Origin of the sequence: Citrobacter portucalensis, assembly GCF_023374935.1 — a bacterium.
Lineage (GTDB): Bacteria > Pseudomonadota > Gammaproteobacteria > Enterobacterales > Enterobacteriaceae > Citrobacter > Citrobacter portucalensis.
Genome location: NZ_CP092466.1, coordinates 4000802 through 4018496, shown reverse-complemented (window position 1 = coordinate 4018496; position 17695 = coordinate 4000802). Strand labels below are relative to the sequence as shown.

Below are 17695 nucleotides of genomic sequence, written 5' to 3'. Positions count from 1 at the left end.
TTTTTACATATGAAGGGTAAAACCTTTAAACGAGTATGTGCTCTGAGCTGACATGGCCTGCAGCATGATTTTTTCCTGAACACCAGGGGCAGACGCCTCTGGTATTGGCGTCTTTGCATCGCTGCCTGTCTGTCTGGTTAAGTAAAAAGTCCTACAGTGAAGTATGCACCGTTTGTTTATGTATCTTAAACGGGGTATTTATAGTGATATCAGCGTTAATCAAACAGGTACTGAGGTTAGCCCGTAGCCATGCGTCCTTTCCTGACAAAATTAAGAGTCTGGCTTCCACCACCACTCATCCTATTATTATTCCTCATCGCGGATGCGTTGACGGCGATCCCGCGTTTCACATTTGGCGCGGTGACTATCGTAATAAGTGCATTGTTGGCTAGCGTCAGTCTGGCGATGATACTGCATACCGCGTGGCAGATGCGGAAGAAACGTACGACGCTAAACCCACTGCATGCAGAGAAATCCACCACACTTGTTACTGGCGGATGTTATGCCTGGAGCCGCAATCCAATCTATCTTGGAATGAGTGGACTCCAGTTAGCTTTTGCTCTTTACGTCGGTAGCCTGATTGGAATATTGGCTGCACCGCTGTTTATGCTAGTGGTTGCCAGATTGCATATTGATTTTGAAGAGGAACAACTGCGAAAACATTTCGGGCTGGAATGGAAACGCTATGAGCAGCGTGTTCGCCGCTGGTTATAGAATTCCCTTGCCGCGTACAAGGAAGCCAGTGACGACACGATTCGTGCGTAATTGAATCCGGATGATGCAAAAATAGGCGTTTGATTCGCAAGGCCATTGACGCATCGCCCGGTTAGTTTTAACCTTCTACCCCGTGTTCACATTCGTGGGCATGTCCTTATCAGGGCCGATATAGCTCAGTTGGTAGAGCAGCGCATTCGTAATGCGAAGGTCGTAGGTTCGACTCCTATTATCGGCACCAGTAACCACGCGGCCTCACGCGATATTCACCAGCTCAGCAAAAGCGCCTTGTGCCATATTTGTGCCATTCCCCGCCAGGAATGAGTCGATTTGCATGGCATGCTGCGTCAGGTGATTCGGTGCCAGATGTGCATAACGCTGCACCATCTCGATACTTTCCCACCCGCCCATTTCCTGTAGCGCACTGAGTGGCACGCCGGACTGTACAAGCCAGCTTGCCCAGGTGTGCCGCAGGTCATGGAAACGGAAATTTTCTATTCCCGCCCGCCTTAACGCCGCGCGCCATGCCGTGTTAGCATCAGACCGCATTTTGCGCACCGCCTTTGTTCTCGTTCCATCCGGGCGAACGGATGATTCAGTGTGAACAAAGACCCACCGGTTATGTTTCCCCAATTGATCCCGCAGCACCTTGCAGGCCGATTCGTTCAGGGCGACCCCAATTGCCCTTCCTGCTTTAGCATCCTCGGGGTGAATCCACGCGACCTTCCTCTGCATATCAATTTGCGACCACTCCAGATCTGTGATGTTCGACCTGCGCAGCCCCGTCGCCAGTGCAAAAATAACAACTGGCTTCATATGCTCTGGAAGCTCCCGGATCAGGTTCGCCGCTTCCTCTTTGGTTAGCCAGCGAATACGCTTATTTTTCGGCACCGGGCATTTGATATTCGGCGCTTTTGCTATCCATCGCCATTCGTTAGCCGCACATCTGAGCAAAGCCCGAATGAAAGAAAGGTGTGTTGTTCTGGTTGCCTGTGCTGCTGGCTTTTCCTTGTACTCGGGAACAGGCTTACCCATCCTGAGGCAACTATCCCTCCGTGACTCCCAATTAAGTCTGTGCTTCCTGTTTACCATTCCACTGGCGGCCGAGAGAATTTTATCCTCTGTAATCTCGGACAGGTCCATTCCCCGGAAATGCATAAGCCAGAATCCGATCCGGCTTTTATCATCGTCCAGGCTCTTCTTATGCTGCTTCTCGTTCAGCCAGCGCACACATGCTTCATCAAAAGTGTGCGCCTTATATTCCCCCATCTTGTCTACACGCCACGCTTCAGCTTTTAGCTGATCATGGAGTTCCTGCGCTTGCCTTTTGTCCGTTGTGCCAAGAGACCGTCTAATTCTGACGCCACCAGGCGTAACGAAGTCGCAGTGCCACGTACCGGCACGTTGTTTGATTGACATGCTTTACCCTCCTGCACATCAACCGCATTCACCGGCTGATTGTGGATCGTGTTCTTCAACGCTGCAATGCAATCTGTCTTGCAGATGAGATATGGACTTTTCTTTTTAGCGGGATTTTTGCGGGTAGCGGCGAGTCTTCCAGATTTTATCCATTCGGCCACAGTCCCTTCACTGACGCGCAGGAAGTTTGCCGCCTCGTCGCGGGTGAAAATTATTTCTTCCATCGGATACTCCAGGCAAAAAGAAGCCCGGCTAACCGGGCAAATGGGGGATAACGTGGCAGTGCATTCGCACCCAATAGCCAGCTCATAACTGGCTATCAGTTGCGTCATGCAAATCTGATTGTTCGATGCGGATCGTCATCTCCTCTCAGTTTTTTAATCAGGTTGTATGCGTCCGGCGCGCGCCAGTTGTCGCCAACGCATTCCCGATTCATCACCTCAACAAGCTCATCCCACTGTTCAATAATCCCTTTGAATGTTGGCACCCGCTTAGCGATAGTGGGGAAGTGGTCACGAATCTCTGGGATTGCTTCCAGCAATTTCATGCAACGCAGCATATCTGATGGGTCGTGTGGCGCGCCAAATCCACTGCCGTAGAACGGCTTTTCCAGCCCTAACGCAATGGATGCCATCGTCGCACTGCTAACACCGACATTTCCTGTCGTCTGCCACTTCAAAACCTTCATTGCCAAATCTGACATAACCTCTCCTTAATTCTGCTGCTTAACCGTGTAATTCCCGTTCGGCTTAACTCCCACAGAAAAGTAGGCGCCGCCGGTAATGCCTATCCCCCACACATCGCTCGTTCCATCATCTGGCTTCTTCTCGCTGATGAACTTGCGCAATGCAGCGATGGCGCTCTCAATATCCAACGTTGAGTTAACCGTCATGGTGATACGCATAATCTCTCCTCATGCCGCACGCATAGCGCGGAGGCGTTTTAAGTGTTCTGCTGTTTCGATTTCTTCGGCGATCCGCTCGGCCTGTGCTTTGGTCAGCGGTTCAAACTCTGATTGGAAGCGACCCATGCTGGCGATGCAGGTTCGACCGTTTCTGATGTAGTGGATGACTTCGTGGGTAGAGCGGAGGATTTTGCAGGGCGCGCCGTGGGGATCGGCGTACCAGGTATTAGGCTGTATTATCCTGAACATTGGCAGAGTCCTGCATCATGAGGAATACAATCATTGCGGCGCGGAGTGGGTTGTTGTCATAGCATGATTTCGTACTCGCGTTATTGAGCGCATAAGGTTTCCATTCGCTGTTTTTCCATTCATGCCATTCGATATTAATTTTTCGCTCAACGATAATCGGCCACGCGTCAGCAGGGTTGTTGCAGTAGTCAGGGAAATTTTGCTTATAGTGGTAATTCCCAAACCCTCTCATTTCGCCAATGAGCGTCTCAAATGAGCAGTAATTAGCGCTAACCTTAAAGCATGGCATGTGACCAAAATGAATTGTCGCGTTAATCTCAAAATCGCTTAGCTTGCTGTAATCCATCACATCACCCTCGCTTATCACATTTGACGCACCAACCGCTCCAGCACATACGTCCGCAGTGTTTACAGATAGGCCACATCACATCCTCCCAATCTTCTTACGCAATTCCATATTGCTCTGGCACTCGACGCACATCGCGCATCCCGGATACGCTTTCCGTCGCTCGTTACTGAGGCGATCACCGCATTCCTCACAGTGTGTTGCTGATACTGCTGAGTGGTTGAGTCTGTGAGCCTGAATAGCATGGTCGCGCATCATCTCTTCGAGAGCGCTGGCCTGATCGATGATTTCAGATGTCATTTGCGACTTCTCCTACGCTTTTTGGCTGCTCGGCGTGCTGCTGCAATACCCGTCTTACCGCCACCAACTGGATAACTGGCATCCATACGTAAAGCAGGGGATATTTCAGCAACGCTCCATTGCCTGACTGGTGCTATTGATGAAAGAGCGATAGCAATAGCGAGTGATGACCTTTTCATCAGTGCTCCATGAACTGTCGGTTAATTCGGTTGAAGGTGAACGCGAGAAAATAAAAAGGCCGCCCGAGCGACCTTGTGATTCGTTTGGTTAGCGTCATGCGTCCTCCGTTTTATGCTTATCCCATCCATTCCGCTCAATATTCACAGCAAGCCGCTTATCTCCGACCTCTTCGATACTCCTACCGGTAATCTCTGCTACTTCTGCGTTGGTGTAGCGCATGAGCGCAGCCAATTCACATGCAGTCCATTCACGCATAGTTAATCCTCCGGAGCGGGCCAGTGCATTACGCTTGCTTCTGACTGAGTAAATGGATCGACCGGTTGCTGTGGCTATCTCTTCTTCTGAGAACCGGCCAAAGAGATGAAGCTCGGCTGCCGTCCATGGTCTGCCGGTCATCTTGCTGATAAGTGGTGCGCCGATACGTGATGCCTGGCGAGTGATTGCCGATTCGGAACGCTCAAGCTTTTCTGCTATAACCTGAACCGGCATTGTTCTGCCAACATCATGCAGGAACAGGTTCTCCCACGGTTGCCAAAGTTCGCTCATTGGTTCTCCTTAAGGCGATACACACATCCGCCGATCGTTCCGTTTCCCCATTCCTCAGCGATCAGGTGTTGTTGTATTTGGTCCAGCGCAGGGCCTGAGATGAATGTTTGTTGCATCTCTAAGTTAGGGGCCCATCCCTCGTAATATGGTTCGTGGTAATTGAGGGTGATTCCTTCTGAGTGGCTTAGTGCGCCTGCTGAAGTTTTCCATCTATGGAACGCAGTGATATTGTTCCGCGCGTCCTTGCGCAGAATGCTGAGGATAGTTTCTGGAGTCATATCGATAACGGCGATGCCGCCCGCTGTTAGATAGGAGAGGCGGTTATGCCGCCTGTTTGAGTTCTCTGATTCGAATGCCGGTTACGTCTTTGCATTTGGCCTGGTGCTCAGCAAAGCCGCTCAGTAATTTCCATGCATCTTCATAACGATGCTTTAGCTGGTCGCTATCATTTTCCGAACTGGCGTATGCAGAGAATTCGGCTAGGATCTTGTCCGCATCCACTGACTGAGGTGCCTGGTCTTCCTGCTGGTGACCATCATGAGGTTGCTGGTTCTGCTCAATCTGTGTTCCTGATGGCAATGCCCATACGGGGAGCGATGGCGCTTTCCAGTAGAACACGCCAACCTCTTTTGATTTGGCGTACTGGAACCCGGGCGCTCGTGTTGCTGAAACCACTGCGAACCCTTCCTCCAGGTTGTAGAGGTAACGACCGATCCCCCATTGCACGGCGGCGCGCTTCATGGCACCAGAGCGACCACCTTTCACAGCTTCAACCTGTGTGTTTTCTGCCGCATCCCACTTGGTGATCCACTCGCCTTCAACCTTGATGGAAATACCGCACTCAACTCCGCCATTATTCGGGATATCCCGGTATTCGTTGCGCCAGCCAGCCTTTCCGCATACTTCATCCAGCCGCTTCATGATTGCGCGGTTGGTAACGTAGGCCAGCACTTTGGCCCAGATGCCGTTATTGTTTTTTCCCGCTTGCTGAATGCGCCACTCAATGTCCGCACTTGCAAATGGCGCATCTAACTGATCCAGATTCATGTAAAATCCCCCGCAAATTCGTCCATGATGATAATCGGATTCTGTCGCTCAGCAGCCAGGTTAACCGGCTCATCTCTTTCATCTGGAGCAACGGGAATCACATCAGACATAAGCCGGATGAAAGCATCATCACCCCATCGCTCTGCAACGCTCATGCCGCTTGCTCCTGATGTGTGATTACATAACCCTGTTCAGTAAGCCATTCGAGAACTACAGCGCCGTCTAACTGCGGGAGGACTTCTCGTGTGTCTACTGTCCCATCAAGCGTCACACCATCAAGCTCAAGGACCTGATTGCGCTGGCTGTCCAGATATCCATGAGCGTGGTCATATTTAAGTTTCAGTTTCATATGCACCTCAGTAGTTAATTTGAGTTCTCGGTACCAGTCCATCCATCAGCGCCTTCAGGACTTCGATAGCCTGATCGCGTGAGATGCTGGTATTAGCGGTGAGTGCGTTAACGATTTCAGTGCCAACGGCTTTGCGGTGCTTCACGTCAGCTTCACGCTTTGCCTTTTCGTCAGCGATGCGTTTCTCTTCTTCCAAACGGGCGGCTTCTTTCGCTTCAGCCTCACGCTTAATGAGATCTGCTTCTTCCTGTGCTTTGCGCTGTTCCGCTTCAATGGCTGCTTTCTTCTCTGCTTCAGCTTTCGCAGCGGCGTCTTTAGCTTCCTGCTCTGCGCGTTCTTGTGCTTGCTTGGCCAGTAATTCAGCCTGTGCTCTTGCTGCAATCGCATCCTCTTCGCGTTTCTTCGCTGCCGCCAGTTCAGCTGCTGCTTTCTCTTCAGCTTCGCGCTTAGCCTGTTCTGCTGCCTGACGCTTTAACTTTTCTTCATGAGCAATGCGCTGGCGTTCGGCTTCTTCAGCTTTTTCTTTTGCGGCGCGGTCGAAAGCGTCATTCATCAAGAGTGCCATTTCGTGATCGGCTTCTATCTGTTTTTTGAGTGCTTCTAGTGCTGCCTTTTCCTCAGCTTCAATACGCAGGCGCTCTTCTTCAGCAGCTTTTTCTGCTGCAATACGTTCCTGCTCGGCTTCCCACTCGGTTAGCGGTCGGCGCACTTCATCTTTCAGCGCGTCCAGACGATCGCGAACAATGCGGCGACTCTCATCAATCTGCTTTGGTAGTGCCTTCAGTTCAGCTACCAGGTCTTTACCGGCGTTGTCGATATACGTTTTGGAACGCGCAACCTTGTGCGCCATGGATGCGATAGCATCACGGCCTTTCTTGGTGGATACATCCGGTACCAGGCTGCGAGCTTCTTTCTCGATTTTTTCAATGATGGGATCGAGCTGCTCGTTATTGGTGAATACAGCCATTGCACTCGATTTTTCGATAACGACTAAATCCGTTACTTCACTCATGGTCTCTCCTGAAATTTGGTTGTGAGCTTCCCGTCTGCGATAGCCGGACGAGTAGGGGGGGGAGTTGTGAGGTTTGTTATTCGGTTGGTGGTTCAGGTAACGGCATCCAATGGGTTACGGTTGGACGGTAATTAGTTTTACCCACCCAACCATCACCATCATGCCAGCAAACGAATGGTTGTCCGTAAGTTCCATAACCAGAACGTTTTTCAATGCAAAGAACAAACTCAGTATTATCAGGCAAACGATCGCCACACTTAATCCATTCCATAATCATTTCCTGTGCCACGGAAAACCAATTGCCGCCTTCATATCGTTGTAGGCTGACATCCACATAACCGAATCACCTAGGTAACGAGCGATTACCGCTTTGCTCTGCGCCGCTCGAAGCATGTTGTGATTAATCATGATTTACCCTCCAACTGCTGCAATAACCCGGCAATGTGCATCTGCCAGCGGTTCATTGTGATTTTCTCGCGAGGTTTGTCGACTGATGAGAGTTGCCACTCGTTGGCGTTGAGTTTTGATGCGTGGTACAGCTTGCCGTTGTGGGTGACTGTCATGACTTAGCCTCCTGCTTTTCTTTGATGTCAGCGCGGAGGTGAATTTCACGACCATCGGGAAGTGAAAATACTTTTATGTCGTCGGTCTTCGCGAGGTAATGAGCTGTGGCATGAAGAACCTGGTCAGTAACATCAAACTTCTCGCCAATAAATTTCATTGCGCCAAAAGCAAAGTTCTTTGCTGGCTTTGCTCTTCCAGCGTATATGCGGTTGGTAAGTCCGCTGCGATTCACCATGATTGGATTGCTCATAATCATCTCCGCGCTTAAGCCGCGCCGCTGAACGTAAAGACCTCTGCATGCAATTTTCATCGCTGCAAAATTAGTAAGCGGTGGATAGCCGCCGTGATAACAGAGCACCCTCGTGAAGGCGCTGTGGTATCAGCAATAAAAAACCCGCCGGAGCGGGTTATTCAGGGTGATTGAGCATTGCCCAATGCGTTACTTCTTGCGGTGCATAGCGCTTCTTGAATGCGCCGTTTGTATAGATCCAGAAATCATCTTCCTGCAACCTTCCGAACTCATAATCACCATCAACAAAAAGCAGTAGCAGTCGATTTTTCATAGGCTGCCTTTCACTGCACTTAAACCATTCCATCGCCTTACCCTCTGTTTGTATCGTGAGCTAATAAAAAGGCCGCCTAAGCGACCAGTCCATCAATTACCTTTTCAACAACTCCAACCGCATCAATCAACTTCACAAGCCTCTCGTGCATCTCGTTTCTTTTCGATTTGAGTGCTTCAATTAGAAACTCCTGATCGGCGGCGCCTCTCCATTGGGTATGGTTAGCTGCAACAACAATCAAGTTAAATCCATGCAGCCCATGCGCTCCCAATAAGTTGTCTATGTCTCTTATGTTTGATTCCAAGTTTTCAATTTCTTGGAGTAATTTTTTAATATCCATTGCCTCACCTCATAAGTTAATTAACGCGCCGTAACCGATTTACTCGGAATCCTTTGTGGTGCGGTGCCGGGTTGCTTATCTTCCCGGTTACTGTCGTAGCAGCTGCATTTCACCGCACTACAAAACATTCCGTTTGCATCCAATTGCCGTTCATCCTGAACCCGCCTAGGCGGGCTATATGTGTTTCCACTTCTTGCGAAGCCTAATTGAACTAATGTACGAATCAGACAGTCCATAGATGGCTGCTATTTTCCTGTTACTAAGCGTGGAGCTTCGTATTTCAAGAACATCTTCTGCGGTAAGTTTCGCGGAACCGTTTCTCTCTCCAGAGACGTGATTTCCTCTCCCTTTAATTTCCATATCCCTTACGTTTTCCAACTGAGTACCAAGCACCAAATGCTCTGGGTTGATGCATCGCGGGTTATCACACATATGCAGCACTACACGCCCTTTAATGCTCTCAATAGAGACACCGACTGATTCGCAGTAGGCTTTCCTGTGAAGCCTTATCGCCACTGTCTTACCGTTGATTCGAGTTGAAGTGGTACCGTAATTTTGTTTTTGGTTATGCTCTATGCAATCACTTAACATGCTGATCTCTCTAAAAAGAAAACATCAGGTTAAGCAATCCCGCATATTGGAACCGTCCATTGGCTCGCCATGGGGCCGACGCATGATTTACTGTCGCGCCGTTCGACTGACCGAAACGCTGTGTTGTTCCGATGGGGTAATTAAACATCATGTGGATTTGATAGTCAACACGGTGTGGATTAATTATGTTGATTTTATTCCTTCCTGTTGATTTGTATGTTTATTTATTTTTGTGCTTTGTTGGTGTTATGCTCAGAAAAACATCAAAGAGGGCTTTGTTATGGGTTTAGGAATGGATATTGGAAGAGATGAACTACTAGAAGATCGTGCAGCTTTCATCGCTGGCGAGATCGGTGGTGCGGTTGTTGAGCTGATTATCGGCGGTGTGGTGATTAGTCGTGATGCGATTGTGGATAGCCTGGAGGCCAAGAGGAAGGCTGTGGGTAATGTTATTCACAAGGGATTGCTGAGGGATGCTGCGGAGTTTGTGAGGAAGGGGCAGTAAAAACCCGGCGCGGTGGCCGGGTAGGTAGTAGATATTAGAATTCTGGCTTCATTCTCCCGAAGACCTTTTCAATTCCAGCCTCGTACTCTTCTTTGTTATCGCTCATCGCAGCAACGCCAAGAAGTTTGCCGATATGTTGTCGTAACGCCTTGACGCCAATTTCGGACAGGAAGAGGTGTAGCTTGTCTGATTGTTTACCATTCTCGTCACGACTCGCTCGGATCTGTTCAAGAATCTTACCTTTGCTCTTCGCGAGAGGAACGTAAATTTGCATATTAGTCAGCTGACCAAAGCGGATAGGCCTGCCTTTCTCCGGGCGATTAAGTCCATATAACCGATACCATTCTTCATACAGTTCGTCAGGAAATTCTCTTTCGTACTGTCGCGCTTCTTCGCGAACGAATGCTTTAAAGGCATCGATTACTTCTTGCACTTCCGGCCTATAACCGGCTACTGCATATGCTAGGCCCTTAAGCCCAGCCTTCATAGATGCACCAGCCAGTTTCTGGGCCATCATTGCAGCTTTGGCTCGTGTTTGAGGAAGTGCATTTGCTTGGTGCGCATTTAAAATGGCAATCGCCATGTCGCCAACGGCAGTTAAATCGTAGCCATTAGCTTCACCTGAGCCAAAAACTGATCCTCCATGGTGCCATTGAAATTTAAATGGTTTTTCCATTTTTTCACGCAAAACTGTACCTATGAAGTCGGACATATATTGCGCGTTCAGGAGGCGAGTGACAGCTATCATGTGGTCACCAAGACCAAGTAGTCGCGCAAGACCAGCACCAGAAACCACAGCGGTTTTGTTTTCGTCATTAAGGACGTAGCATTCAACATCAATGCCAAACTCATCCATGAAGTTTCCTTTATGGGTGGCTTTAAGTGGCTTGTCACCCCATCGCGCCGCTGCTGCTTTTTTGGCAATATTAGCTCGCTGTTCTTTGGTAAGAGATTTCGCGCGAGCTACTCCACCTTTTGCCTTACCTTTTGGTTCTTTTTTATCGCCTGACATATGCAAGTACCATGCTGTGAAATGTGCTTGCATAATAAACAGCGCATAAGAATAAAAGCAAGCATTATTTTTTATTTTATGCTTGCATTGTTTTGTGCATAAAAAAGGCCGCATCTCTGCGACCTCTCATCACCCAAACGTCTCATCAGGCCACTACAGCAACACGGAGTACCAGAACACGCGCCCAATGATTTCTACATCGGACTCGTTCGCCGTCTCATCTTCACGGTTAAAGCTGCGTATAGTCAGCATCCCGCCGGGATTGCGATATAGCTGTTTTATTCGCTTCAGCTTATCGTCTCCGCCACCTGGCTGAGCGATAGCATAAAGTTTACCATCGACTATGCGCTTATTATTCGTGTCTACCGCAACGGTTGTCCCATCAGGTATTACTGGTTCCATGCTGTCACCGGTTGCCGGGAAACAAAGAACGCCAGAACCATCGCTATTTGCCCCAACGCGACGCAATGTTGCCTTTGAGAACCTCAGCTTAAAACCGTTATGATCTTCGCTATGTACGCGCCCATCACCACATGCAAATTCAATGTCCTTAAGGAACGGCACTTCAACCTCATCATCTGGTAGTGGCGTGTTCTTGTCCCATGCGTCTACGGTTCCCCATTCTGATTCAGGAGGGATCCCAGCATCATCAGTTATCTTTGGTGATCCCTTGCCATTTAAAAGCCAGTCTAAAGAATACCCATACTTCTCTGAAATTTGCTGAGCAGCCTCACGGCTTATGGAGTCACGCTTAATCCAGTTATTGACAGTCTGCGCACTCGTAGAAAGCTGTTCAGCTAAATCCTTCTGCTTCATATTTTCTCTGGCAAGTAAATGCCGGATTCTTTCTGCAATTCCACTCATAAAACCTCCGCTTCCCTCCATGGTAAACATGATGTGTATTTTTTCCATCATCATGATGTTGATTTAATCCACGCCATGAATTAACATGGTGTTGATTAACGTTAACTGGAGTAAGACATGATCAACAAACCGAAGACTGTTACTCCTCTTGACATGGCTATCAGTGCTGTTGGTGGTTCTCAGAAAATCCTAGCCGAAAAGGTAGGGGTTACTCCTCAGGCCATCAACATGCTTAAAAAGCGAGGCGGAAGCCTCCCGGTTACCAAGATGCGCAAATACGAAGAAGCGACCGGTCTGTCAAAGGAAGTGCTGTATCCAGGCATTTTTACTGCCTAAAAAATCTCTTTAAAAATATTACCGAACGGCCCGGTATATGGTCGGGTGCCCGGCGTGGTCATGGATGACCGTCAATGGTGCACGATAAAAAGAACAAACGATTTATCAATTAACTATTTAACACCAAAGGAATTTAACAAATGGAAAACTCAATTAACCGCAACAAGGTCAATGCCCGTCGCATTGAATCCTGGTTGCTTAACCGTATCGCCATGAAAGGTGGCAACAACGTAGCTAAAGAGATCGGCGTCGATAAGGCACAGATAACCCGCTGGAAAGAAACGTGGCTACCGAAGATGGCAATGCTGTTGGCAGTTCTGGAGTGGGGTGTCGTAGATGACGATATGGCGCGGTTGGCAAAAGAAGTAGCTGCGGTGCTCACAAAGAAAAAATCCCCGACGGTCGAGGTCGAGGATTCAGATCAAATCACCATGCAATTCTGAGTCGAATAACTGGATCAATTCACAGGAGTAATTATGCCTAAGAAAACTCGTTTTTACCAGGCGTCAGTACATAAAAATATTGCTCGTGACCGGTTCATCAAATCCTGTAACCCGGCTGTCGGTACAAAGCTGAGAGCCATCATCGAAGAACTAAAGCGGAAGGAGAACGGTCATGAGTAGCCCTGCAACAGTAACACCAATAAGACCGTCTCTGGCGGTCGTGGAGCGTCGCGTGGCAGAACTTGAAGATGGATACACCCGTCTTGCAAATGCCCTGTATGACGAGCTTATCGGCGCAGATTTAACGAAGAATCAGAGCAAGGTGGCTCATGCCATTTGCCGTAAAACATACGGCTTTGGTAAGAAACTGGATCGCATATCTGACAGCCAGTTAGCTCAACTTACCAGGCTGCCAAGACAGAAGGTCAACAAGGCCAAGAATGAGCTTATTGCAATGAAGGTAATCATTCGTGAAGGCAGTCAAATCGGGCCAAACAAGAACATCACAGAATGGGAAATCGAAGGGTGTCACTACTCTGGTGATAATGTCACTACATTGGTGACAAAAAATGTCACCAAAACGGTGACAGCCCTGTCACCAAAACAGGGACACACAAAAGAAACTATTACAAAAGAAAAGAAAGAAAATAAAAACACTCTGCCCGAACAAGTTCGAGCGGAGGACGAAAAATCACTTCAGCCTACAAACAAACACCAGGCCACTGACGAAGCATTCGAGTCGATTTTCTGGCTTGCAGGAATGCGTAAACTGGAAAAGAAAAAATCCAAGTCAGCATTCAGGACTCAGTACCAGGAGTGGCGTCGCGCTAACGGTGGCACCCCTGAGCAGTTCGCAATGTTCCTTGCAGGTGATATCGCTTCCCGTGTCGGCAAACAGTTCGGCTTCGACAAGCTTCACCCGACCACTTACCTGAACGGCAAGCGGTGGGAGGACGAGAAGCCATCAGCTGATCCTGATTCCTCCGGACATAAGCCGACCGTGACCGTCAGTAAGAGCGGATACGTTTACTACTGAGGTGACGATGAAATCACGACTCAAGGCATTGCTGATCGCCGGTTATAACCACGGCTTACTGAGCGATGGGTTTGTCCGGTACTGGTTCAACAAGTTTGATTTGAGGGCATCATGACGCCAAGCGAATTGAGTGACCTGCTATGGAATCAGGTCGAAAGGGTAGCGAAATACCTGCTGCCGAACGGTAAGCGAGAGAGCCACGAATGGGTGGCTGGCAGTATCAACGGGGAGTCAGGGAAGAGTCTCAAGGTTAACCTGGCAGGGAAGAAAGTCTGGTCTGATTTTGCAGAGGGAACCGCTGGTGATCTGCTGGATTTGTGGGTAGCCGTCAGGGATTGCGGATTGCACCAGGCGATGACAGAAGCCAAAGAGTTTTTGGGCATCAAGGACGACGATCACCACTTCTCAGCCAAGCAGCAAAAGAAATTCTCCCGACCAGACCGCAAGAAAGTAGCCCGTTACCTCACCAAAACCGAAAAGCACATCGAATATCTAGCCACTCGAGGGATCTCCGCAGAGACGGCGAAGCTGTACGAAGTTGCTTCTGCTAAGGTCTGGAATGGAGAGCGTGAACTGGAAGCGCTAGCATTTCCCTACAAACGCGACGGTGAATTGTTGCAGGTTAAGCGCATCAGCACCGAACGGCCTGATGGGAAGAAGGTAATCATGGCTGAGGGTGATTGTGAGCCGTGTCTTTATGGCTGGCAGGCTATCCCGAAGAACATGCGGATCGTCATCCTATGTGAAGGTGAAATCGACTGCATGAGTTACTACCAGTACGGCTTCCCTGCGCTTTCCGTTCCGTTTGGCGGGGGGAAGGGTGCAAAACAGCAGTGGATAGAGTTCGAGTATCACAACCTCGACCGGTTCGACGAAATCTGGATCAGCATGGACAGCGACGAAGTAGGACAGGCTGCCGCCAGAGAAATTGCAACTCGTCTCGGTGAGCACCGCTGCCGGTTGGTAAAACTACCTCACAAAGATATCAACGAATGTCTGATGGCTGGCATCTCTTCAGACGACATCGTTGGATATCTTGAACGGGCATCATTTTTCGACCCTGAGGAACTTTACAGTGCCAGAGAGTTTTATCAGGACACCATCAACGCCTTCTACGGAAAAGAGCAGAGCCTTTTTTACAGCCCGTGGGAATCTCTGAATCACAACTTCGCTTTCCGCCAGGCTGAGTTGTCACTGGTTAACGGCGTTAACGGACATGGAAAGACTGAAGTAGTTGGGCATATGGCTCTGGAAGCCATGCGTCAGGGGGTTAAGACCTGCATCGCATCGCTGGAGATTAAGCCCGGAATTTTACTTAAACGCCTTACCAGACAATCAACTTGCCTGAAGCTTCCCCCACAACTTGAAATTGAATCTGCCTTCAAATTTTACGATGACCGGCTATGGCTATTCGGCCTGACGGGAACCGCAAAGGCTGATCGGCTGATCGAAATCTTCACCTACGCATGGAAGCGATACGGCATTGAGTTGTTCATTATCGACAGCCTGATGAAGTGCGGAATAGGTGATGATGACTACAACGGACAGAAAGCCTTCGTAGACGCTCTGTGTGACTTCAAAAACAAAACCAACACCCACGTCCTACTCGTTACTCACAGTCGCAAAGGTGATAGCGAGGAGAAGCCTACAGGGAAGATGGACGTTAAGGGGTCAGGGTCGATCACCGACCTAACCGATAACCTGTTCATCATCTGGAGAAACAAGCTTCGAGAGAAGGCAATTCAGAAAGATCAGCAGGGTGAAGAACTGGATGACAAAGAACGCAAAGCGCTAGCTGCACCTGCTTCAGTTTTGATGCTTGAAAAGCAGCGTAATGGCGAGGGGTGGGAAGGTGGAATCCCGCTGTATCTCGACCCTGCATCACACCAGTTTTTACCAACAGAAACCGCATCTCCATTTAGCTACATCGCCAATATGCCACAGTCGGAATATGACGAGGTATGGGCAAGCAACAACGTAAGGTGACGAACATGAAAGAAGCACGAAACACCAGAGAAATTATCGAAGCTGAGTACCTAAATTCAATCCTTGACTATCGTGATGGCGCTTTATTCTGGAAGAAAAATGCCGGACCGAAAGGAAAAAAGAACAGGCTTGCAGGTAGTGACAATGGAAGGGGGTACTTGCAAGTGAAAATCCGTGGTCGTATGACGATGGCTCACCGAATTGTATGGGTGATGCATAACGGCGACATACCTGCAGGATTCCAGATAGACCATATAAACCACGTCAGAAACGACAATAGAATTTCCAATCTCCGACTTGTCACCGGATCTGGAAATAACCGGAATACCTCACTCAGGAAGGACAATTCATCTGGCCGAATAGGTGTTTATTGGAGAAAGGACTCCCGTAAATGGTCGGCAAAGATAAGGGTTGATGACAAGTTAATTAACATCGGAACTTTCAGAGAAAAAAGTGATGCCATAGCCGCACGAGAATTAGCGGAAATTAAATATGGCTTCCATGAAAATCACGGAGCAGAAAGGATATGAGCGATAGCGGTTTGAATACAAAAGAAGTTATTGAAAAGCATTATCCGGAATTTCCTGAAACCATCCTCCACGCTGAACTATGCCGCGCATGTGCTCGCGTAGACGGTCGCAGCATCAAGCAGTCGCTCAAGTCCTTTGCTCTGGCACGTATCGAAAAGGTAGAGAGCAAGCCACTTAAAGGCGCACTGGAGCAGATGGCATCCAGCATGTTTCCAGAGACAGAGATAGCCCGCATACGCGCCTGTGTAGGTCGCATGGAGTCGGCACTGGTTAAAACATTCGGAGTGAAGCGAGCATGAAAGAAGCAACGGCAATAATGCACTTTGTCCTAGCATCAGTTGGGATGCTTTACGTCATGTGCAAAGCAGGTGAATGGGTCGTATCAATGACCATGAAACAGTGGTGTAAACGTCGCAAAGAGTCGGTAAAGCAGAAGGCTGTTAATGATTTATACGATGCCTTTGAGCTGGATAAAATCACTGCCGGCGAGACCGTAAAAATCGCAACCAAAAGTAACCTGGTCATCATGATGTACCGAGAAAAGCCCCATGACTGAAGCCTACATAGCAGAGCTATCTGCAAGCGTGGCCGTGATAGTCGGCCTTTTTTATGCCCGGAGGAAATGGTGAAAGAAACAATATTTCTATGCGCTCTTTATCTCATTGCCGGATTTGCTATGGGCTTTGCTGTTTTTTCTCCCGGGAAGGAGCACGTAAACGAACTCAAAGCAAAGGCTGCTGTAGCGGTATACGAGGGAAGAGCGGTCTGCGAAAAGGCTCTAGACCAGTGGGTGTGCAGTATTCCAAAAGATTAACAGGCTCGCAATGCGGGCCTTTTTTATGAGGGTAGGATTATGAGCGAAGTAAAAATTTATACAGTGGTAAGTGACGAGCTTTCACCTCCGGTTATTGGAGAATCATTTTGCACTGACATGGTCAGGCATAGCGATTACTCCGCGCTCGAGCAAAAGCTCACAGACATGGCAGTACAGCTCGCTAACGCCGAGAGCAAGTGCAGGGGGCTGGCGGCGGAGAATGCGGCGCTGAAGTCAGCGTTTGATAAGCCTCAAGCCTATCTATCCTGGCACGCTATTCCACCAACATGGGAAGACCCTCTTCCATGTGGTGAATATCTTGATGTTCATGACGAGGCAGGGCACAAGAATTCCGACGGTACTGATTGCTGGCCGGTATATGCCAAGCCAGAAATCAAAACCCCAGCAACCGACGCCTTTCTGGCTGAAGTGCGGGCTCAGGGTGTGGAGATGGCAGCTTGCGCTCTTGATGACGTAAACCAGTTTAATTACGCAAACATGCTTGACGATTTAGCACAGAAACTTCGCCAGGAGGCAGCAAAATGACAGCACTCAACAAACAGGCGCTGCGTGAAATGGCGGAGAGAGCAGCATCCGATAGTTGGGGTTATGACTGCGACGAATTCAATGATGCTATAACCCCAGAGGTTGTGCTGGCGCTGCTGGATGAGCTGGAAGCCGCAGAGAAGCGCATAGCAGAACTGCAAATTTCTCGAGACAAATGTTTCCTGAGCGGCCTGAAAACAGGCTGGGAATATGGCATTGCTGATGATACGGAAGGGTATAACCGTGAAATCGCTGATGCACAGGCAGTAATCGACCGCGCCGCTGGAATTGGCGTGAAGGGGGAGTGATGGCTGACAAATCACCTTTAGAGCGTTTGCAGTCTGCAAACAAAGATAATCAGCGAATGGTCATGGTGAGCATCGGAACGCTCAAAGCCGCACGCAGTGAAATTCTGGCCCATGTCGCCGTAAACGGGAAAGGCCTGATGACAGATATCGTTCTCAATCAAATTAACGCAGTTATCGGTAAGGACTGACTC

36 protein-coding genes and 1 tRNA gene are annotated in these 17695 nt (G+C 49.0%); 16 read left to right on the top strand and 21 right to left on the bottom strand.

From position 1 onward, the window contains the following. Positions 1-249: 249 nt before the first annotated feature. Positions 250-714, top strand: a complete 465-nt coding sequence (locus LY264_RS19590) for a methyltransferase family protein (protein ID WP_048214862.1) — start codon at positions 250-252, stop codon at positions 712-714. A 165-nt stretch (positions 715-879) separates the two neighbouring features. Continuing rightward, positions 880-955: transfer RNA gene (locus tag LY264_RS19585), tRNA-Thr, on the top strand. Positions 956-969: 14 nt separating this feature from the next. Here LY264_RS19585 and LY264_RS19580 read toward each other — a convergent pair. From LY264_RS19580 to LY264_RS19550, 7 genes are all read right to left on the bottom strand, one after another. Beyond that, positions 970-2127, bottom strand: a complete 1158-nt coding sequence (locus tag LY264_RS19580; protein WP_249457682.1) for a site-specific integrase — start codon at positions 2125-2127, stop codon at positions 970-972. Beyond that, positions 2010-2357, bottom strand: coding sequence for a helix-turn-helix domain-containing protein (locus LY264_RS19575; RefSeq protein WP_074170635.1), 348 nt, complete (start codon positions 2355-2357; stop codon positions 2010-2012). The genes LY264_RS19580 and LY264_RS19575 overlap by 118 nt, the downstream gene beginning before the upstream one ends. A gap of 104 nt (positions 2358-2461) precedes the next feature. Then, the gene (locus LY264_RS19570; protein ID WP_201506520.1) at positions 2462-2836 is read right to left on the bottom strand and encodes a hypothetical protein; all 375 of its coding nucleotides are present in this window, start codon (positions 2834-2836) and stop codon (positions 2462-2464) included. Between the two features lie 9 nt (positions 2837-2845). Then, the gene (locus tag LY264_RS19565) at positions 2846-3037 is read right to left on the bottom strand and encodes a hypothetical protein (RefSeq protein ID WP_249457462.1); all 192 of its coding nucleotides are present in this window, start codon (positions 3035-3037) and stop codon (positions 2846-2848) included. Positions 3038-3046: 9 nt separating this feature from the next. Further along, positions 3047-3286 carry a DUF4222 domain-containing protein gene (locus tag LY264_RS19560; RefSeq protein ID WP_249457459.1) on the bottom strand — a complete coding sequence of 80 codons (240 nt, stop codon included), beginning with the start codon at positions 3284-3286 and terminating at the stop codon, positions 3047-3049. Further along, positions 3264-3632, bottom strand: a complete 369-nt coding sequence (locus LY264_RS19555; protein ID WP_171846080.1) for a phage protein NinX family protein — start codon at positions 3630-3632, stop codon at positions 3264-3266. The genes LY264_RS19560 and LY264_RS19555 overlap by 23 nt, the downstream gene beginning before the upstream one ends. A gap of 78 nt (positions 3633-3710) precedes the next feature. Next, positions 3711-3887 carry a TraR/DksA C4-type zinc finger protein gene (locus tag LY264_RS19550; RefSeq protein ID WP_338030616.1) on the bottom strand — a complete coding sequence of 59 codons (177 nt, stop codon included), beginning with the start codon at positions 3885-3887 and terminating at the stop codon, positions 3711-3713. 28 nt (positions 3888-3915) lie between these two features. On the opposite strand from LY264_RS19550, the gene LY264_RS19545 reads away from it, so the two are divergent. Beyond that, on the top strand, positions 3916-4059 hold the full coding sequence (locus LY264_RS19545) for a hypothetical protein (protein ID WP_249457452.1): 144 nt from the start codon (positions 3916-3918) through the stop codon (positions 4057-4059). A 146-nt stretch (positions 4060-4205) separates the two neighbouring features. Here the strand turns inward: LY264_RS19545 and LY264_RS19540 are convergent, their stop codons facing one another. The 12 genes from LY264_RS19540 to LY264_RS26005 form a co-directional block, all read right to left on the bottom strand. Beyond that, entirely contained in the window at positions 4206-4658 is a 453-nt protein-coding gene (locus tag LY264_RS19540) for a hypothetical protein (RefSeq protein WP_249457684.1), read from the bottom strand. A gap of 321 nt (positions 4659-4979) precedes the next feature. Then, a complete protein-coding gene (locus LY264_RS19535; protein WP_249457449.1) occupies positions 4980-5705 on the bottom strand; it encodes a Rad52/Rad22 family DNA repair protein in 726 nt (241 codons plus the stop codon). Continuing rightward, positions 5702-5860, bottom strand: coding sequence for a hypothetical protein (locus LY264_RS19530; protein ID WP_249457445.1), 159 nt, complete (start codon positions 5858-5860; stop codon positions 5702-5704). The genes LY264_RS19535 and LY264_RS19530 overlap by 4 nt, the downstream gene beginning before the upstream one ends. Next, positions 5857-6054 carry a hypothetical protein gene (locus LY264_RS19525; protein ID WP_048211027.1) on the bottom strand — a complete coding sequence of 66 codons (198 nt, stop codon included), beginning with the start codon at positions 6052-6054 and terminating at the stop codon, positions 5857-5859. Before LY264_RS19525 ends, LY264_RS19530 begins: the two co-directional genes overlap by 4 nt. Positions 6055-6061: 7 nt before the next feature. Further along, complete coding sequence (locus tag LY264_RS19520) at positions 6062-7066, bottom strand: coiled-coil domain-containing protein (RefSeq protein ID WP_249457442.1); 1005 nt, start codon at positions 7064-7066, stop codon at positions 6062-6064. Between the two features lie 76 nt (positions 7067-7142). Continuing rightward, positions 7143-7337 carry a DUF551 domain-containing protein gene (locus LY264_RS19515; RefSeq protein ID WP_181561752.1) on the bottom strand — a complete coding sequence of 65 codons (195 nt, stop codon included), beginning with the start codon at positions 7335-7337 and terminating at the stop codon, positions 7143-7145. Positions 7338-7339: 2 nt separating this feature from the next. Further along, positions 7340-7459, bottom strand: coding sequence for a host cell division inhibitory peptide Kil (gene kil, locus LY264_RS26010; RefSeq protein WP_412096478.1), 120 nt, complete (start codon positions 7457-7459; stop codon positions 7340-7342). Between the two features lie 11 nt (positions 7460-7470). After that, positions 7471-7629, bottom strand: a complete 159-nt coding sequence (locus LY264_RS19510; protein ID WP_249457439.1) for a hypothetical protein — start codon at positions 7627-7629, stop codon at positions 7471-7473. Next, positions 7626-7880: a DUF7446 family protein gene (locus LY264_RS19505; RefSeq protein WP_117343697.1), complete on the bottom strand. Its 255-nt coding sequence runs from the start codon at positions 7878-7880 to the stop codon at positions 7626-7628. The genes LY264_RS19510 and LY264_RS19505 overlap by 4 nt, the downstream gene beginning before the upstream one ends. A 157-nt stretch (positions 7881-8037) precedes the next feature. Then, positions 8038-8226, bottom strand: coding sequence for a DUF551 domain-containing protein (locus LY264_RS19500; RefSeq protein WP_249457437.1), 189 nt, complete (start codon positions 8224-8226; stop codon positions 8038-8040). A 43-nt stretch (positions 8227-8269) separates the two neighbouring features. Beyond that, positions 8270-8533 (bottom strand): hypothetical protein, encoded by a 264-nt coding sequence (locus tag LY264_RS19495; protein ID WP_249457434.1) that lies wholly within the window; start codon positions 8531-8533, stop codon positions 8270-8272. Positions 8534-8707: 174 nt separating this feature from the next. Then, a complete protein-coding gene (locus tag LY264_RS26005; protein ID WP_000947484.1) occupies positions 8708-9124 on the bottom strand; it encodes an HNH endonuclease in 417 nt (138 codons plus the stop codon). A gap of 280 nt (positions 9125-9404) precedes the next feature. Between LY264_RS26005 and LY264_RS19490 the strand changes: the two genes are divergently transcribed. After that, positions 9405-9629: a hypothetical protein gene (locus LY264_RS19490; RefSeq protein ID WP_249457431.1), complete on the top strand. Its 225-nt coding sequence runs from the start codon at positions 9405-9407 to the stop codon at positions 9627-9629. A 34-nt stretch (positions 9630-9663) separates the two neighbouring features. On the opposite strand, the gene LY264_RS19485 is transcribed toward LY264_RS19490, so the two are convergent. Together LY264_RS19485 and LY264_RS19480 are read right to left on the bottom strand one after the other, a co-directional pair. After that, a complete protein-coding gene (locus LY264_RS19485) occupies positions 9664-10641 on the bottom strand; it encodes a P63C domain-containing protein (protein ID WP_203437163.1) in 978 nt (325 codons plus the stop codon). A gap of 153 nt (positions 10642-10794) precedes the next feature. Further along, positions 10795-11556, bottom strand: a complete 762-nt coding sequence (locus LY264_RS19480; RefSeq protein WP_249457680.1) for a LexA family transcriptional regulator — start codon at positions 11554-11556, stop codon at positions 10795-10797. Positions 11557-11622: 66 nt separating this feature from the next. On the opposite strand from LY264_RS19480, the gene LY264_RS19475 reads away from it, so the two are divergent. The 12 genes from LY264_RS19475 to LY264_RS19420 all read left to right on the top strand — a co-directional run bounded on the left by LY264_RS19475 (position 11623) and on the right by LY264_RS19420 (position 17692). Beyond that, a complete protein-coding gene (locus LY264_RS19475) occupies positions 11623-11841 on the top strand; it encodes a helix-turn-helix domain-containing protein (RefSeq protein WP_057064744.1) in 219 nt (72 codons plus the stop codon). Between the two features lie 140 nt (positions 11842-11981). After that, positions 11982-12284 (top strand): CII family transcriptional regulator, encoded by a 303-nt coding sequence (locus LY264_RS19470; protein ID WP_249457429.1) that lies wholly within the window; start codon positions 11982-11984, stop codon positions 12282-12284. A 33-nt stretch (positions 12285-12317) separates the two neighbouring features. Further along, positions 12318-12464 carry a DUF2740 family protein gene (locus tag LY264_RS19465; RefSeq protein WP_123969710.1) on the top strand — a complete coding sequence of 49 codons (147 nt, stop codon included), beginning with the start codon at positions 12318-12320 and terminating at the stop codon, positions 12462-12464. After that, positions 12457-13320 (top strand): replication protein, encoded by an 864-nt coding sequence (locus LY264_RS19460; RefSeq protein ID WP_182321045.1) that lies wholly within the window; start codon positions 12457-12459, stop codon positions 13318-13320. The genes LY264_RS19465 and LY264_RS19460 overlap by 8 nt, the downstream gene beginning before the upstream one ends. Before the next feature lie 111 nt (positions 13321-13431). After that, on the top strand, positions 13432-15306 hold the full coding sequence (locus LY264_RS19455) for a toprim domain-containing protein (RefSeq protein WP_171846069.1): 1875 nt from the start codon (positions 13432-13434) through the stop codon (positions 15304-15306). Between the two features lie 5 nt (positions 15307-15311). Continuing rightward, positions 15312-15836, top strand: a complete 525-nt coding sequence (locus LY264_RS19450; RefSeq protein ID WP_249457426.1) for an HNH endonuclease — start codon at positions 15312-15314, stop codon at positions 15834-15836. Beyond that, complete coding sequence (locus LY264_RS19445; RefSeq protein WP_249457423.1) at positions 15833-16135, top strand: hypothetical protein; 303 nt, start codon at positions 15833-15835, stop codon at positions 16133-16135. Before LY264_RS19450 ends, LY264_RS19445 begins: the two co-directional genes overlap by 4 nt. Continuing rightward, the gene (locus tag LY264_RS19440) at positions 16132-16392 is read left to right on the top strand and encodes a DUF4752 family protein (RefSeq protein WP_249457419.1); all 261 of its coding nucleotides are present in this window, start codon (positions 16132-16134) and stop codon (positions 16390-16392) included. The genes LY264_RS19445 and LY264_RS19440 overlap by 4 nt, the downstream gene beginning before the upstream one ends. 66 nt (positions 16393-16458) lie before the next feature. After that, entirely contained in the window at positions 16459-16650 is a 192-nt protein-coding gene (locus tag LY264_RS19435) for a hypothetical protein (protein ID WP_069219620.1), read from the top strand. Positions 16651-16689: 39 nt separating this feature from the next. Then, positions 16690-17196 carry a hypothetical protein gene (locus tag LY264_RS19430; protein ID WP_171846065.1) on the top strand — a complete coding sequence of 169 codons (507 nt, stop codon included), beginning with the start codon at positions 16690-16692 and terminating at the stop codon, positions 17194-17196. Further along, positions 17193-17504: an ead/Ea22-like family protein gene (locus LY264_RS19425; RefSeq protein ID WP_242017963.1), complete on the top strand. Its 312-nt coding sequence runs from the start codon at positions 17193-17195 to the stop codon at positions 17502-17504. Before LY264_RS19430 ends, LY264_RS19425 begins: the two co-directional genes overlap by 4 nt. Continuing rightward, on the top strand, positions 17504-17692 hold the full coding sequence (locus LY264_RS19420; RefSeq protein ID WP_249457416.1) for a hypothetical protein: 189 nt from the start codon (positions 17504-17506) through the stop codon (positions 17690-17692). The genes LY264_RS19425 and LY264_RS19420 overlap by 1 nt, the downstream gene beginning before the upstream one ends. Positions 17693-17695 lie beyond the last annotated feature (3 nt).